This is a genomic window from Aurantimonas sp. E1-2-R+4 (assembly GCF_036549515.1).
GTDB lineage: Bacteria > Pseudomonadota > Alphaproteobacteria > Rhizobiales > Rhizobiaceae > Aurantimonas > Aurantimonas coralicida_A.
Map to the genome: position 1 here is coordinate 62,421 of NZ_JAZHLK010000012.1, position 15,422 is coordinate 77,842.

General features: G+C 62.8%; 13 protein-coding genes. 6 read left to right on the top strand and 7 right to left on the bottom strand.

Annotated features, from left to right (window positions below; translation table 11 throughout):
* Positions 1-77 precede the first annotated feature (77 nt).
* Complete coding sequence (locus tag VQ045_RS07945) at positions 78-905, top strand: lytic murein transglycosylase (RefSeq protein WP_331829738.1); 828 nt, start codon at positions 78-80, stop codon at positions 903-905.
* Positions 906-994: 89 nt separating this feature from the next.
* Here VQ045_RS07945 and VQ045_RS07950 read toward each other — a convergent pair whose 3' ends face one another.
* The gene (locus VQ045_RS07950; RefSeq protein ID WP_331829739.1) at positions 995-1,726 is read right to left on the bottom strand and encodes a glutathione S-transferase; all 732 of its coding nucleotides are present in this window, start codon (positions 1,724-1,726) and stop codon (positions 995-997) included.
* A gap of 562 nt (positions 1,727-2,288) precedes the next feature.
* Between VQ045_RS07950 and VQ045_RS07955 the strand changes: the two genes are divergently transcribed.
* Entirely contained in the window at positions 2,289-3,797 is a 1,509-nt protein-coding gene (locus VQ045_RS07955) for a methyl-accepting chemotaxis protein (RefSeq protein WP_331829740.1), read from the top strand.
* A 57-nt stretch (positions 3,798-3,854) separates the two neighbouring features.
* On the opposite strand, the gene VQ045_RS07960 is transcribed toward VQ045_RS07955, so the two are convergent.
* From VQ045_RS07960 to VQ045_RS07970, 3 genes are all read right to left on the bottom strand, one after another.
* Complete coding sequence (locus VQ045_RS07960; protein ID WP_327623664.1) at positions 3,855-4,643, bottom strand: ATP-binding cassette domain-containing protein; 789 nt, start codon at positions 4,641-4,643, stop codon at positions 3,855-3,857.
* Positions 4,640-5,710: an ABC transporter permease gene (locus VQ045_RS07965; protein WP_327623663.1), complete on the bottom strand. Its 1,071-nt coding sequence runs from the start codon at positions 5,708-5,710 to the stop codon at positions 4,640-4,642. The genes VQ045_RS07960 and VQ045_RS07965 overlap by 4 nt, the downstream gene beginning before the upstream one ends.
* A gap of 99 nt (positions 5,711-5,809) precedes the next feature.
* The gene (locus tag VQ045_RS07970; protein ID WP_442873070.1) at positions 5,810-6,838 is read right to left on the bottom strand and encodes a sugar ABC transporter substrate-binding protein; all 1,029 of its coding nucleotides are present in this window, start codon (positions 6,836-6,838) and stop codon (positions 5,810-5,812) included.
* Positions 6,839-7,088: 250 nt separating this feature from the next.
* Between VQ045_RS07970 and VQ045_RS07975 the strand changes: the two genes are divergently transcribed.
* A complete protein-coding gene (locus VQ045_RS07975; protein WP_327623662.1) occupies positions 7,089-8,333 on the top strand; it encodes an ROK family transcriptional regulator in 1,245 nt (414 codons plus the stop codon).
* 208 nt (positions 8,334-8,541) lie between these two features.
* Positions 8,542-9,296, top strand: a protein-coding gene (locus tag VQ045_RS07980; protein WP_327626443.1) for an IS5 family transposase whose coding sequence is annotated in 2 segments (ribosomal slippage) — positions 8,542-8,875 and positions 8,875-9,296 — 756 coding nt in all. Because the reading frame shifts where the segments join, the coding sequence is not laid out codon by codon here.
* A gap of 16 nt (positions 9,297-9,312) precedes the next feature.
* On the opposite strand, the gene VQ045_RS07985 is transcribed toward VQ045_RS07980, so the two are convergent.
* Positions 9,313-11,352 carry an ATP-binding protein gene (locus VQ045_RS07985; protein ID WP_331829741.1) on the bottom strand — a complete coding sequence of 680 codons (2,040 nt, stop codon included), beginning with the start codon at positions 11,350-11,352 and terminating at the stop codon, positions 9,313-9,315.
* Between the two features lie 552 nt (positions 11,353-11,904).
* On the opposite strand from VQ045_RS07985, the gene copM reads away from it, so the two are divergent.
* Complete coding sequence (gene copM, locus VQ045_RS07990) at positions 11,905-12,336, top strand: CopM family metallochaperone (protein WP_331829742.1); 432 nt, start codon at positions 11,905-11,907, stop codon at positions 12,334-12,336.
* Between the two features lie 55 nt (positions 12,337-12,391).
* Here copM and VQ045_RS07995 read toward each other — a convergent pair whose 3' ends face one another.
* Both VQ045_RS07995 and VQ045_RS08000 read right to left on the bottom strand, forming a co-directional pair.
* On the bottom strand, positions 12,392-12,976 hold the full coding sequence (locus VQ045_RS07995) for a DUF2585 domain-containing protein (RefSeq protein ID WP_331829743.1): 585 nt from the start codon (positions 12,974-12,976) through the stop codon (positions 12,392-12,394).
* Positions 12,977-13,047: 71 nt separating this feature from the next.
* The gene (locus VQ045_RS08000; protein WP_331829744.1) at positions 13,048-14,733 is read right to left on the bottom strand and encodes a bifunctional metallophosphatase/5'-nucleotidase; all 1,686 of its coding nucleotides are present in this window, start codon (positions 14,731-14,733) and stop codon (positions 13,048-13,050) included.
* A gap of 213 nt (positions 14,734-14,946) precedes the next feature.
* Between VQ045_RS08000 and VQ045_RS08005 the strand changes: the two genes are divergently transcribed.
* Positions 14,947-15,363 carry a hypothetical protein gene (locus tag VQ045_RS08005; protein WP_331829745.1) on the top strand — a complete coding sequence of 139 codons (417 nt, stop codon included), beginning with the start codon at positions 14,947-14,949 and terminating at the stop codon, positions 15,361-15,363.
* The last annotated feature ends 59 nt before the right edge of the window (positions 15,364-15,422 follow it).

Consider the following 15,422-nt stretch of genomic DNA (forward strand, 5'->3'; position numbering starts at 1 on the left):
CTGTCCGTCCAACCCCGCAACCTCCACACGGCCGGCCCTGGCTGTCGCTTTCAATGCATCTGAACAAGGAAAACCCCATGAAGGCTCGACTGACATCCATCCGGGCGCTCGCCGCGACTTTGGCGCTGGCACTTGGCGTAACCGCCGCTCCGGCGCTGGCCGCCCAGTGCGGCAATGGTCCCGGCGGCTTCAACCAATGGAAACAGCAATTCGCCCAGGAGGCGCAGAAGGCGGGCATTTCGGGGGGCACGATCAATTCGGCGTTGATGCCAACGAAATACAGCAGCAAGGTCATCAGTCTCGACCGCAACCAGCATTCCATGAAGCTGTCGCTCGACGCCTTCATGCAGCGCCGGGCGCCGGCATCCTTCGTCAAGAAGGGCAAAGGGATCATCCAGAAGAACGCCGGCCTGTTGAACTCCATCGAACAGCGCTACGGCGTCCAGAAGGAGGTCATTGTCGCGATCTGGGGCATGGAGACCGGCTTCGGTGCGAATTCCGGCAACATGAACATCTTCAGCTCGCTGGCGACGCTGGCCTATGATTGCCGCCGCTCGGCCTTCTTCACCGAGGAACTGCTGGCGGCTCTGGCGATCGTCGATCGCGGCGATATGCGGCCGGAGAATATGCGTGGCGCCTGGGCCGGCGAGATCGGCCAGACCCAGTTCCTGGCCAAGAACTATCTGCGCTTCGCTGTCGACGGCGACGGCAACGGCCGGCGCGACCTGATCAATTCGAAGGCCGATGTGCTCGCCTCGACCGCGAACTTCCTGCGTCAGCATGGCTGGCGGCCGGGCGCCGGATACCAGGAGGGCCAGCCGAATTTCTCGGTTCTGCGCGACTGGAACCGGGCCGGTGTCTATCAGAAGGCGCTGGCGCTGTTCGCCTCCAAGCTCGCCAATTGATGAGGTTGTAGGGCGGGGCGTTCCGCTCCGCCGCCATCGATTGCAACGCCCCGACCGGAGTGCCGGGGCGTTTGCGCGTCGGGTCGGCGTCAGTCGGCGTCGAGTTCCGGGTAATAGCGAAAGATGCCGTCCTCATTGAAGGCGATGCGCCGCTTGCTCGCCAGATAGGCGGCGACCGCCGGATGGGCGGCGACCCGCGCTGCCAGCGCCTCGGTTTTCGGGTAGTCCGCAGCGAGTGCCGCCATCCGCCTGGGAAAGGCGTAAGCGAGGCCGGCAAGGGTCTGGAACAGGCCGAGATCGGCATAGGATAAGTCAGCGCCGACGAGAAAGCCGGAGCCAGCCGGATTGGCGGCGATCAGGCGCTCGTACCAGCCGAGATATTTCGGCATGCGTTTGTCGCGAAAGCCGGCCGCGCGCCGCTTCGCCTCGCTTTTTTGATCCTCGTAATAGTCCTCGATTCCGACCGGATGATGGGTGTCGTGCGCCTCGTTGACAAAATCGGCAGTGGTCAGAGCGATCGAGCGGGCAAACAGCCGGTCGGCTTCGTCCTTCGGCGCAAGCCCATGACGCTCGCCGAGAAAGACACAAATCTCGGTAGTTTGCGAAATCAGCAGATCTCCATCCACAAGGAAAGGCGGCGCGAACGGGGTGCGATGGCCATGGCGGCCGGCGACAAACGCCATCATGGCGCCGATACCGCCGCCTTCGCTTTCCGGCAGCCGCGCCACGTCGCGATAGGGCGTTCCAGCCGCTTCCAGGACGAGGCGCACATATTCGCCGCGGCCCGGAATCATCGGCCAATAATAGAGATCGTAGGTCATACACGCTCCTTCGGAGCCGCTTCATAGCGGACGGGAGAGGTGGCGGCGTTCGGGGGAATTCAGTGCCAGACGAAGGTGGCGTTTATATTGTCGACGGACGAAATGTCATCCGAGACAATAGGCAAAAGGCTGAGAAGGCTCGATGAAAAATGAAGCGGTGGCAACTCGCTGCGCCCCTCCTCAAAGGATTTCCGCCCATTAATACTGCGACAAATTGTCGCATGCCTTGTCCGACGATGAAACCGCTGCGCGGACCGGCTTGGCGAATTGCGTTCGGAGCAGGAAAAATTCGCTGCAATGCCAATGGAATCGGACGGGCTTTCCAGCGCGATAGCGAGTGTCCTGGTCGATCTCTCATCTTCAAGTGAAACGCCGACCGGGGCCCCAAGGTAAACGAATTCATAAAGATGTCTGGCTACGTATATCGAGGCGATAGCGTGATTCGACGTTCGATTCCGGCTGGAAACGTCAGGAAGCCAATCGCGGCAGAAATTCCTCTCCTAAGGCTCAAAATATGAACGCCAGCACTTCCCAGAAAAATAATGAGCCCTCCTCCGCGGGCTTGGACACCGCAAGCCTCGCCGCGTTGCGACGCATCGAACCCATTCTCACGAGCGTGCTGGATGGCGCGCTTGACCAGTTCTACACGGTGATCCGTGGCAATTCATCCATGAAGGCGTTCTTCACCGACGAACGACATTTGCAGTATGCCTACGACAAGCAGAAGGAGCATTGGCTGGCTCTCGCCAAGGGGGAAATCGGAGCCGCCCATGTCGCGCGAACGGAGCGCATCGGCACGGCCCATGCGCGCATCGGCCTCGAGCCGAAAGAGTTCATCGCTGGCTACGGGTCGCTGCTCGGAGCGCTCGCCAGCCGAACCCTGGCACAGCTCTGGCCGAAGGGCCTCTTCGTCAAAGGCAAGACAGAGGAGGTCACAGCCTCGATCGACGCTCTGATCCAAGTCGCGCTCCTCGACATGGAGCGCACGATCTCCAGCTATCTGGATATCCTCACTCGGCAGGCGTCCGAGAAAAGCATCCAGGAAGAGCTGCAACGTGGCGCGGCTCGCGGCATCGTCGTCGACGAACTGGGCAAGGCGCTGAAGCGGATGGCCGAGGGCGATCTGTCCCAACCGATCACGGCGGCGTTTCCTGAAGAGTTTCAGGCGCTGAAGGACGATTTCAATCAGGCCGTCACGGCGTTCGGGGGCACCGTCGCGTCAACGCGCGGATCGGCGGAGGCGGTGGAAACCGGCGCGCGGGAGATCGCCAGCGCATCGGAGGATCTCGCCCGCCGCACCGAGCAGCAAGCCGCCGGCCTGGAAGAGACCGCCGCCGCCCTGCAGCAGCTCGCCGTTGGGGTTCAGGGCGCATCGAGCCGCGCCGCCGAGGTTTCGGCGAATGTCCAAAGTTCGATGAACGAAGCCCGGAATGTCGGAGAGATCGTCCAGAAGGCGGTCGCGGCGATGGGCCGGATCGAGCAGTCGTCGAAAGAAATCGGCATGATCATCGGGGTGATCGACGAGATCGCCTTTCAGACCAATCTTCTGGCGCTGAACGCCGGGGTCGAGGCGGCGCGGGCCGGCGAGGCCGGTCGCGGCTTTGCCGTGGTCGCCCAGGAGGTGCGCGGGCTCGCCCAGCGTTCGGCGGAGGCCGCCAAGGAGATCAAGACGCTGATTTCGGCAAGTTCGGTGGAAATCGCGAGCGGCGTCGAGCTGGTCGGGGGCACGGGCGAGGCGCTCGGCAAGATCGTCGAACGCTCCACGGAGATCACCGCTGGCGTGGCCGATCTCGCCAACACGTCCAGTGAACAGGCCATCGCCATCAAGGAGGTGAACACCGCCGTCGCGCAGATGGACCAGCATACCCAGCAGAACGCGGCGATGGTCGAGCAGGCGGCCGCAGTCGCGGTCACGCTCAGGGACACGGCCTCCGAGCTGTTGCGAATGATGGCCGAAATCCGCACGACCGCCGATGGCGACGCTGGCAATTCGGCTCATTCAGGGCCGGCTCGCCAGCGGGCGAAGACCCTCGAAAGAGGCCTTCGCAGGAACGGCATGATCGCGGCCTGACGGCGAGCGACCGGCGGCACGTCACGCGCCGCCGGTCGCCACCATCTCGGCTTGAAATTATGCCGCTGCCATCTCCGGCTCCGGCTGCTTGGCGCCAGTCATCAGCGCAACCGCGTCGTTCATCGTCGCGTTCTTCGGGTCGACGACGCACAAGCGCCGTCCCAACCGGTGGATGTGAATCCGGTCGGCGACCTCGAACACATGCGGCATGTTGTGCGAGATCAGCACGATCGGCATGCCGCGCGAGCGCACGTCCTGGATCAGTTCCAGAACCTTGCGCGATTCCTTGACGCCGAGCGCCGCCGTCGGCTCGTCGAGGATCAGCACCTTGGAGCCGAAGGCCGCGGCCCTTGCAACCGCGACGCCCTGGCGCTGACCACCGGACAAGGTCTCCACCGCCTGGGCGATGTTCTGGATGGTCATCAGCCCGAGTTCGGAGAGTTTGTCGCGGGCGATCTTCTCCATCGCGGCGCGGTCGAGCATCCGGAAATATTTGCCGAGCGGGCCGGGTTTGCGGATCTCGCGCCCCAAGAACATGTTGTCAGCGATCGACAGGGCCGGCGACAGCGCGAGATTCTGGTAGACCGTCTCGATGCCGGCGTCGCGGGCCTGCATTGGCGCGGTGAACCGCACTGGCTCGCCGTTCAGCCGGATTTCGCCTTCGTCGACGACGACCGCGCCGGAGAGCGCCTTGATCAGCGTCGACTTGCCGGCGCCGTTGTCGCCGATGACCGCCAGGATCTCGCCCGGATAGAGGTCGAAATCGGCGTGGTCGAGAGCGGTGACGCGGCCGTAGTTCTTGACGAGGCCGCGGGCCGACAGGACGGGAGTCTGGGAGGCGCTCATGCGGAGATCTTCCTGATCCACTGGTCGATGGCGACCGCGATGATGATGAGCCAGCCGGTGGCGAAGACCTGCCACAAGACGTCGACACCGCCGAGCCGCAGGCCGGAGTTGAACACGCCGACAATGAGGGCGCCGATCATCGGCCCGAGGATCGAGCCGCGGCCGCCGAACAGGGAGATGCCGCCGATCACCACGGCGGTGATCGATTCCAGATTGGCCTCGAAGAACGACGTGGGGCTGACCGAGCCGACGCGGCCGATCGAGGCCCACGCGGCGATGGCGCAGATGAAGCCGGCGACGACATAGACCGAGACCAGCGTGCGGTCGGTGCGAATGCCGGAGAGCTCCGCCGCCTCCTTGTCGTCACCGATGGCGTAGACATGCCGTCCCCAGGCTGTGCGGTTGAGCACGTACCAAAGGATCAGGAAGATCGCGATCATCAGGACGACGCCCCAGGTCAGCACCGCGCCGCCTAGGGTGAAACGTTCGCCGAACAGCTTCAGGAGCGGCGCGTCGGCGTCGAGCGTCTGGCTGCGGATGGTCTCGCGATTGGAGAAATAATAGTTCAGCGCCAGAAAGATGTTCCAGGTGCCCAGCGTCGTGATGAAGGGTGGCAGCCGCACGCGGGTGACCAAAATGCCGTTGAGCAAGCCGGTGAGCGCGCCGACGACGAGGCCGACCAGAATCGCCAGCGGCACCGGCAGGCCGAACTCGGTCGACAGCCGGCCCATGATCACCGAAACCATCACCATGACGGCGGCGACCGACAAATCGATGCCGGCGGTGAGGATGACGAGGCTCTGCGCCGCCGCCAATATGCCGACGATCGCCACCTGCTGCATGATCAGCGACAGGTTGAAGGCGGAAAAGAAATTGTCGGAGACGAGACCGAACACCAACACCGACAGCAAGAGCACGATGACCGGCACCATGGTCGGGTTGCCGTGCAGGAAATGCTGCAGGTTGCCGAGCGGGCCGCGCGGGCGATGCCCGAAGGCGGCGACGGCGCTGTCGCTCTGGCTCAGGGAGGATTCGAAATCCGCCCCCTTGTCGGTGGTTTCAGTCATGGCGTGTCGCTCCGGAAGGCCAGGGCCGCTAACGCATCAACGCGCGAGGGACGGGCGGGGTCAAGTGGACGGCCCGCGAAGGGCCGCCCACTTGGAAGATCAGCCCCAGCAGCGATCGGTGCCTTCCTTGACGTCGATCGACTCGACGCCATCGACGGCCTTGTCCGTCACCAGATTGACGCCGGTGTCGAAGAAATCGAGCCCTTCGCTCGGCTTGGGCACGGTGCCGTCCTTGGCGAACTGGGCGATCGCCTCGATGCCCTTGGACGCCATGTCCAGCGGGTATTGCTGTGAGGTGGCGCCGATCACGCCCTCCTCGACGTTCTTGACGCCCGGGCAGCCGCCGTCGACGGAGACGATCAGGACGCCTTCGGTCTTGCCGAAGGATTTCAACGCCTCGTAGGCGCCGGCGGCCGACGGCTCGTTGATCGTGTAGACGACGTTGATGTCGGGATCCTTCTGCAGAAGGTTCTCCATCGCCGTGCGGCCACCTTCCTCGTTGCCGGCGGTGACGTCATGGCCGACGATGCGCGGGTCGTCCTCGTCGCCGATCTTCTTCTCGTCCTTGATGTCGATGCCGAAGCCCTTGAGGAAGCCCTGGTCGCGGAGGACGTCGACCGACGGTGCCGACGGCGACAGGTCGAGCAGGGCGATCTTGGCGTCGACCGCCTTGTCGCCCAGCGTTGCCTTGGCCCACTGGCCGATCAGCTCGCCGGCCTTGAAATTGTCGGTGGCGAAGGTCGCGTCGGCCGCATCAATCGGCTCCAGCGGCGTATCGAGCGCGATGACCAGAACGCCCTGGTCGCGGGCCTGCTTGACCACGTCGGTGATCGCCTTGGTGTCGGACGCGGTGATCAGGATGCCCTTGGCGCCGGCGGCGATGCAGCTTTCGACCGCCTGGACCTGGGTCTCGTGGTCGCCGTCGACCTTGCCGGCGAAGGTCGACAGCTCGATGCCGAGCTCCTCGGCCTTGGCGGTGGCGCCTTCCTTCATCTTGACGAAGAACGGGTTGATGTCGGTCTTGGTAATCAGGCAGGCCTTGGTGCCTTCCTGCGCGGCGGCTGGAGCGGCGAAGCCGGCGGCTGCGACGGCGATGGCGGTGGATGCGAGAAGCGTGCGGATTGTCACGGACAAACCCTCCCAAACTGAATGATAATGCGCCGGGTAGCGCCCGGTCGGCGGGCCGGGCAGCCTCCTCGACAGCCCGATCGCCCATCACGAAACACCATGGTTCGCGGCTTGTCAATGAATATAAATCAGATGGATTTATTTATTGACCGGAGTGCCTTGGAGTGGAACAGTTGCCTCCGCGTTGGCACGCAGAGCGGCGGACGCCGTCCTTGGAATCGTGATCGATTCCGGGATTGGGGAGGAACGCATGAACGACATTACCGCTATCGAGACGCTTGCGCCGACGCGCCACGACGAACGCATGCGCGGCTCGAACCAGGCCGGCCTGAGGGCCCACAACGAGCGCGCCGTGCTGACGCTGATCCGCCGCCACGGCGAGCTGGCCAAGGCCGATATCGCCCGGCGCACCGGCCTGTCGCCGCAAACCGCGTCGGTGATCATGCGCGCGCTGGAGGCCGAACATCTGGTGCTGCGCGAAAAGCCTCGTCGCGGCCGGGTGGGCCAGCCCTCGGTGCCGATGCGGCTCAACCCCGACGGGGTGTTCTCACTGGGGGTCAAGATCGGCCGGCGCTCGGTCGAGCTGGTGCTGATGGATTTCGTCGGCGCTATACGAGCGCGCGAGCGCCGCACCTATGCCTATCCCAAACTCGACGCCGTCTTGGACTTCGTCGCCGCCGCCGCGGCGCGCGTCGTCGCCGCGATCGAGCCGGAATTGCGAACGCGGATCGTCGGCCTCGGCGTCGCCATGCCCTTCGAGCTGTGGTCGTGGGCCGACGAAATCGATGCGCCGGCGACGATTATGGACGAATGGCGCAGCGCCGACATTGTCGGGCTCTTGGGCGAAGCGACCGGCCTGTCGGTTCATCTCGCCAACGACGCGACCGCCGCCTGCGCCGCCGAGAACGTCTTCGGCGCCACGCGCTCGTCGGATTATCTCTACGTCTTCGTCGGAGCCTTCGTCGGCGGCGGGCTTGTCATCGGTGGCGATGTCGTCACCGGTCGGACCGGCAATGCCGCGGCGCTTGGGCCGATGCCGGTGCCCCGTGCCAAGGCGACGGGTTCCGACACGGGCGGATTCGACCAACTGATCAACGTCGCCTCGATCTTTGTCCTGGAGAAGATGATCGCCGAGGATGGCGGCGACCCAAGTGCGATCTGGCGAAGCAACGCGGCCTGGGACGAGCTTGGCCCCATCCTCGATCGCTGGCTGGCGATCGCCGGGGCGGGGCTCGCCCATGCTTTCGTCGCGGCGAGTTCGATCTATGATTTCGAATGTGCGGTCATCGACGGCGGCTTTCCGCCGGCCGTGCGCGCGCGCCTGGTCGCGACAACCGAACGGGCGATGGCGAACCTCAAGCGCAAGGGCTTGACGCCGCTGGAGATCCGGCCTGGCACGATCGGTTCCAGCGCCCGCGAGATCGGCTCGGCCAGCCTGCCGCTCTTCGCGCGCTATCTGCTGGATCACCGGGTGCTCTACGCGGAGGGGGGGTAGGGCTTCTCCTCACCGTGTGGCGATCACCCCGGTCGAAAGCGCGCAGGCGTGAAGTCAGCGGCGGGGTCTCCTCCGCCATTTGCGCGATTCTGTCAAAGTCAGGCGATGGTGTCGCCGTTCTGCTGCCTCGCGGCCCCGATGCTCTAGGCTCAGGACCTATTAATTTCTCTTGATCTGTGATTCACGGTCTCCATTGAAGGAGGCTTTGATGGGTGATTTGTTTTTGTTGAGCAAGCGCCAGATGGCGCGGATATCGCCGCATTTCCCTTTGTCGCACGGCGTTCCTCGCGTCGATGACCGGCGGGTGGTGAGCGGCATCGTCTATGTGATCCGCAACGGTTTGCGGTGGAAGGACGCGCCTGCCGGCTACGGTCCGCACAAGACGTTGTACAACCGCTTCATCCGCTGGAGCCGGCTCGGTGTCTTCAACCGGATCTTCTCGGCTTTGGCGGGAGAGGGGCCGAGACCCGAACGCATCATGATCGACGCGACCCATCTGAAGGCTCACCGGACGGCGGCGAGCCTTCTAAAAAAGGGGATGTTCCCCGACGTATCGGACGCACCAAAGGCGGCCTGAACTCCAAGCTCCATGCCGTCTGCGACGGGGATGGCCGGCCTTTGATCCTGTCTTTGTCACAGGGGCAGATGAGCGATTACAATGGTGCCGCCCTGATGCTGCCGGCGTTCCCGGCCGCCAAATCACTGCTCGCCGACAAGGGGTACGACGCCGACTGGTTCCGCGCCGCCCTCGCCATCCGGGGTATCAAAGCCTGTATTCCCTCGCGCGCCAAGCGAAAGAAACCGATCCCACACGACGCCGTCCTCTATCGCCAGCGCCACAAGATCGAAATCATGTTCGGGCGGCTCAAGGACTGGCGGCGCATTCACACCCGCTACGATCGTTGCGCCCACACCTTCTTCTCGGCCATCTGCATCGCAGCCGCCGTCATCTTCTGGCTCTGATCAATGAGTCCTGAGCCTAGGCGCCGGGCGATAGAGCCGACGCGGGTAGAAAACTCTTGACGAGTCTCGCCACGTCCAGTTCCGACGACCGCGTCTTGGTCACCGTCGCCCTGACGCGCGCATGCACATCGCGGCTGATCTCCGCCGCCGAGAAGACGATCACCGCAGTCTGTTCGGGTAGATCCGGCAGCAGATCGAGCCCCGATCCGTCGGGCAGCGCGACATCGAGGATGACGACGTCGAACTGGCTGTGGGCAAGAATCTGCCGAGCCTCGGTCAAGGAGCGCGCTGACGCGATCGAGATATCCGTCCCCAATCCCATCGACATGATGTGGAGAACGCTTTCGTCGTCCTCTACATGCAAGATCCGCGGCCGGAGATCGCCGGACTCCGGCGGAAGCTCGAGTTCCCTCGACGCGGCGAGGAATTCCGGCAGATCGACGTAGAACACGGTCCCCGCGCCCAACTGTGTGTCGAAGCCGATCGTGCCATCGAGCTTTTCCACAATGGCCTTGGCGATGCTGAGGCCGAGGCCGGTGCCACCTTTCTCCCGTGTATCGGAGGCATCCGCCTGTTCGAACTTGCCGAAAATCCGCTCCCGAAACGCGTCCTCGATGCCCGGTCCCGTGTCGATCACCGAAAGGCGCAGCCGGCCGCCCTCGCGTCGCCCGATCTTCACCGTGACCGTTGCTCCGACCGGAGAAAATTTGATCGCGTTCGACAGAAGGTTGGCAAGCACCTGATGCAGGCGGTTGGGGTCGATGTTCGCCTGCGCGCGCGGAGCGTCGTCGATCAGTACGGTCTGGATCTGTCGCTCGGGGAGATAGTTGGCACTGGCGCTGATGGCGCCCTCGATCAAGTCACGAAGGGGCGTGGGCCTCAGATCGAACTGCATCTTCCCCGATTCGATCTTCTCCATGTCGAGAATGTCGTTGATCAACAGCACCAAACGTTCGCTGTTATCGTGCGCGATCTCGACCAGGCGGGCGGCCTTGGCCGGCAGTTCCCCCGCCATGCCGGCGGCGACGAGGCCAAGCGAGCCGCGGATCGAGGTCAAAGGCGTGCGCAACTCGTGGCTGACGGTCGCGATGAATTCGGCCTTGACCTGAGCCGCGCGCTTCATCTCGGTGATGTCGCGATTGTAGGTGATGATTCCGACGACGCGGCCTTGTTCATTCCTGAGAGGGACCTTGAGCGTCGAAAGCCAGCCGGTCGTTCCGTTCGGCAATAGCGTCTCCTGGTCGACGCGCTCGGGTTTGCCGCGCTTCAACATGGCGGCTTCGTCCTGCCGGAATTTTTCCGCCAGGTCGGCTGGATAGAAGTCGAAGTCGGATTTGCCGATCAGGCCTTCCGCGGTGTCCGCCCGCATCAGCGTCGCCGTGGCCGGGTTGGCGACGACGAACCGGCCCTCCATATCCTTCACGTTGAGGCAGTCGGGCAGTTCACGCACCATCGCCCGGTAGATCAGGTTGGAGGTCAACAGGTCGCGCCGCCGCGCCTGCCATTGCAACACGACGGTCATCAGTACCGTACTGACGAAGGTGAGCGCGACGAGCGGAAATCCGGTGCTTGCGAGAAGCGCCATGCGCATGTCCGCCGGGACGGCGACATAGGCGAGCAGTCGGGAAAACGCGACCACGAGCGCGAAGATCAGGATAAGGCTGGTCGTCTTGGGCCGAGACCGCGTCCACCAGAAACCGGCAAGCCCGACAAGGCAAGCGATCAGCAGATCAAGAACGCCCGCTGGCACGCCCGCGCCGCCAAGATGCAGACGGTAGATCAGGGTTGCCGTCCCGGCGACGGCCACTGCCGGCAGACCGCCGAAGAAGGCCGCGGCGGCCACCAACGGTGCGCGCAGGTCGATGACAAACCCCGGGAACAGCGGTTGCGCCGTCGCCATCGACACGATGGCGCCGCCGCCCATGATGAGCCCCAGGAGCAGGGGCTGGAGCCGCACCGACAGCCGCCCCGTCCACTCGCTGATGAAGTCCCACAGTACGACCAGGATCGCAACGAGCGCGAGGTTCGCAAAAAGGGATTGCCAAAGCGATGCCATGCCTTTTGCTAGCAGGTTACGATTAAACGGACATTACCGGCGCTACAGGCACAGTCAGTTTCCGAAAGTTCTATAATTTCCGAAATAAACTCCGGTCGCCATTCGTCAGTAAATCATCGTATTACAAGAAAGGCATATCGGACGATATCCACGGACTTGCCGCGTGGCGGCGCGGCATTTCGAGACGAGTGCCAACGCCGGACATCGGGCGGCGATCGCCCGACAATCACCCAATCGCCCATCGTGGTCATGGCCGTACGCCTACCTCCGCGGTGCGGCATATCGAAACTGACTGACGTCACTGGCTATATTTCTATAATCTTATTATATATTATCTTTAACTATAGACTATATTTTAAATATATATGATATTAATATCTATATTTCCTATAGATTTATATTTGTATATTACCATGAGTAACATATGCATGTTCCGGAATTGCTGTAATCGCCAGCTAGACGTCATCAAACGGTCATAGATGAGTGTGTGTTGCGAAGGCCGACCCGGCATCGGCCTGGCGAGGCACCGCAATCAACCTGGAGATTAAGACCATGCGCAAGTTTCTCGCTACTGCGGCGCTCGCCGCCGTTCTTGCTCTGCCGGCAGTTGCCGGCTTCGCGCAGGACGGCCAGAAGGCCGGCGGCGACGATATGGGCAAGATGATGCAGGGCCAAGCTGACATGCAGGGGCAGACGATGTCCATGCAAGAGGGCGTTGACCCGACGCAAAGCTCGCAAGGCTACATGGAGGCCATGCAGCGTATGCAGGAGCAGATGGGAGCCATCCAGATGTCCGGGGATGCGGATACCGATTTTGCGAAGATGATGATCCCCCACCATCAAAGCGCGATCGAGATGGCGAAGGTCGAGCTGGAGAACGGCAAGGACGAGGAATTGAAGGCGCTAGCTCAGAAGATGATCGATGATCAAGAGAAGGAAATCGAGCAGCTACAGACTTGGCTGGAAAAGAACGAGAAGAAATAACGTCAGACTCGTTAGCGCAGCTGGGCGAAAGCCCGGCTGCGCTGTGATCATAGGGCTACGCCCCGCCCTGCCAGACCTTCACCGCCTCGATCGGCCAGAGCAGCATCAGGACGTTGAGGGTGAGATTGTCGCGGATCATCCATCCGGTGAACAGCTCGAAGGTGACGGCGATCAGGACCGTCATCCAGACCGGCAGCCGGCCGGCCAGCCAGAAGCCGAGCACCATGAAGCCGAGATCGTTGACCGAATTGACGATGCTGTCGCCGAAATAGTCGAGCGAGATCGTCGCCTCGCGGTAGTGCTGGATCACCCTGTCGGTGTTCTCGGCGATCTCCCAGGCGCTTTCGACGATGAGTGCCAGGACGAGCCGGGCGCCGAGCGACCAGCGCCGCAAAACCAGCCATCCAAGCCCGAAAAAGATGAAGCCGTGGATGACGTGCGAGGGCGAATACCAGTCCGACAGATGCTGGGAGTTTTCCGAGCTTTGCACCACGCCGTGCCAGAGCTTGACCGTGCCGCAGGTGCAGATCGGTTCGCGGCCCATGGCGTAGAGGACAAGCGCCGCCAGCGCGACGATGACGAGCCCGATCAGGGCGTGCCACCGGGAATATCCGGCGGTCGAGACGGTCGTTTGCGGCATGGCCTATCCTCGACACGAAGAGGCCGGCGCGTCCCGCCGGCCTCATGTCCTATATCGTCGCAGGCTTGCGCCTACTGTTCCTCGGTGATCCGCCCGTCGGTGGCGGGATCATAGGCGGCGTTGTCCCGGCCAAGATACTGCGCCACCACCTCGTCGAGCGCCGGGCCGAAATCATAGGCCTCCATCCCCTTGTCGGCGAAGATCTTGTAGCCGTCGCCGCCGCCGCGCATGAAGTCGTTGGAGACGACGAGATAGGTCTTCTCCGGGTCGAGCGGCACGAAGCCATCACCCTCCTTGACCGCGACCGACGTCACCCGGTCCTCGCCCGGCGTGCCGGCTTTCGACCAGGTGAACTTCAGACCAGCCACCTGTGGGAACCGGCCGCCGCCTTCCTCGACCTCGGAGACACCGTTCTCCAGTGCCGCCTTGAGGTCGGCGCCGGTCAGCTTGAAGGTCGCCAGCGTGTTCTGGAACGGTAAGACGGTCAGCACTTCGCCCATGGTGATCTCACCGGAATCGATCGAGGCGCGCAGGCCACCGCCATTGGTGATGGCGATCTCGGCGCCCTGGTCCCTGACCCGGTCGAGCATCGCCTCGGCGACGAGGTTGCCCATCTGGCATTCGCCCGCCCGGCAGGTGTCGCGGCCGCCGTCGATCGGCGCGCTCGTCTCGGCCACGACCTTCTGGCGGATTTCGTCCAGCGGCTTGGCCAGTTCCGCGATCCGGGTCTTCAGCGCGCTGTCTTCGACCACCTCGCCATCCATGATGATCGGCTCGCCCGAGGCGGCGGTGACGATGCCGGCATCGTCGAAGGTCACGTCCAGCTGGCCGAGATATTTGCCATAGGCATAGGCCTGGACGATGGCCACATCGCCCTCGGGCCCCTTGATCATGGTCGGGTAGGGGCCCTTGGCCTTCTTGTCGGTGTTCGACAACAGCGTGTTGGTGTGNACATCGCCCTCGGGCCCCTTGATCATGGTCGGGTAGGGGCCCTTGGCCTTCTTGTCGGTGTTCGACAACAGCGTGTTGGTGTGGCCGCCGACGATGACGTCGATGCCGGGTACTTCGGCCGCGACGCGCTGGTCGACCGCGTAGCCGGAATGGCTGAGCACGACGATCTTGGTGACGCCCTCGCCGGTCAATTTTTCGACCTCGCGTTTCAAGGCCGCCACCGGATCGGCGAAACTGACGTTCGGGCCGGGGCTCGACAATTCGGCCGTGTCGGCCGGCGTGATGCCGATCAGGCCGATCCTTTCGCCGTCCTTCTCGATCACCGTCGAGGATTTCAGCGCGTCGGCGAGTTCCGGCTCCTTGGAAATATCCGCATTGGCGAGCAGGATCGGGAAGTCGATCGCCTCCATGAAGGCGCGCAGCACCTTTGGCCCGTCGTCGAACTCGTGATTGCCGACCGTCATCGCCTCGTAGCCGAGCGTGTTCATCAGCTCGGCCGCCGCCTTGCCCTTATATTTGGTATAGAACAGCGAGCCCTGAAACTGATCGCCGCCGTCGACCAGCAGTGTGTTGTCGGAGGCTTCCCGCGCGGCCTTGATGCCGGTCGCCAGCCGCGCCGAGCCACCGAAGCAGGCGTTCTCGGCGGCGTCCTTCTCGCCGCAGCCCGAATCATATTTGTTGATCGGCTCGATGCGGCTGTGAAAATCATTGGTGTGCAGGATCGTCAGTCTGTACTCGGCGAGCGCGGCGCCGCCACTCGCGGCGGTCAGCGCCAGCGCGGCGGCGGTATAAAGAATTTGCTTCATTTCGTAGCTCCTGCCGGCGAAAAGAAATGCGGCCGCACCGTTGCCAAGTCCAGCGAGACAGCCGCCGCTATCAAAATCCCGCTTCTCGTCGCCGTCAATTGCGACTGGCGAATTTCCCCATTTTGCACTGGACCCTATTCTGATTCCCACTCCAGCCAGTTGACGGGGATCTAAAGATCTATTAGTGCTATTTCAACTAAGGAGATTTCAAACATGAAAACCATAGATATCGACATTGAGGTTCACAAGCGCATTGAGGCTGATAGGACGGCATTCGAGGAGTCGGAGAACGAGATATTGAGAAGGTTGCTAGGCCTTCCAAAATTCGACTGTCACCAAGCGATTAAGGGGAATTTTGACGAGTCAGGCGGTAGGGCCGCATGGTCCTCTGGGGGCGTATCTTTATCCCACGGCAGCCAACTGGAAATGCACTATGGGGGCCGGAAGATCGAGGCAAAGATCGACGATGGCGCCATTCTCTACAACGGGGAGCGCTACAAAGCTCCGTCGCCCGCAGCAATTAAGGCGGTAGTAGATTGCGGCGGGCCGCCTGCGGCGCGGAACGGTTGGAACGATTGGAGCGTCCTTCTTCCGAACGGTACTAAGAGATCTATTAGTAGCATGAGGTAAGGGGCTCCTTCAGCCCTTGAGATCGGGAATCTCAAGGAGGATTGATTGACGGATCAATC

Bases quoted from the DNA above. Each gene is read 5' to 3' on its own strand.
- VQ045_RS07950 (WP_331829739.1), bottom strand. From the start codon at position 1,726: ATGACCTACGATCTCTATTATTGGCCGATGATTCCGGGCCGCGGCGAA.
- VQ045_RS07960 (WP_327623664.1), bottom strand. From the start codon at position 4,643: ATGAGCGCCTCCCAGACTCCCGTCCTGTCGGCCCGCGGCCTCGTCAAG.
- copM (WP_331829742.1), top strand. From the start codon at position 11,905: ATGCGCAAGTTTCTCGCTACTGCGGCGCTCGCCGCCGTTCTTGCTCTG.
- VQ045_RS07985 (WP_331829741.1), bottom strand. From the start codon at position 11,352: ATGGCATCGCTTTGGCAATCCCTTTTTGCGAACCTCGCGCTCGTTGCG.
- VQ045_RS07965 (WP_327623663.1), bottom strand. From the start codon at position 5,710: ATGACTGAAACCACCGACAAGGGGGCGGATTTCGAATCCTCCCTGAGC.
- VQ045_RS07975 (WP_327623662.1), top strand. From the start codon at position 7,089: ATGAACGACATTACCGCTATCGAGACGCTTGCGCCGACGCGCCACGAC.
- VQ045_RS08005 (WP_331829745.1), top strand. From the start codon at position 14,947: ATGAAAACCATAGATATCGACATTGAGGTTCACAAGCGCATTGAGGCT.
- VQ045_RS07945 (WP_331829738.1), top strand. From the start codon at position 78: ATGAAGGCTCGACTGACATCCATCCGGGCGCTCGCCGCGACTTTGGCG.
- VQ045_RS07995 (WP_331829743.1), bottom strand. From the start codon at position 12,976: ATGCCGCAAACGACCGTCTCGACCGCCGGATATTCCCGGTGGCACGCC.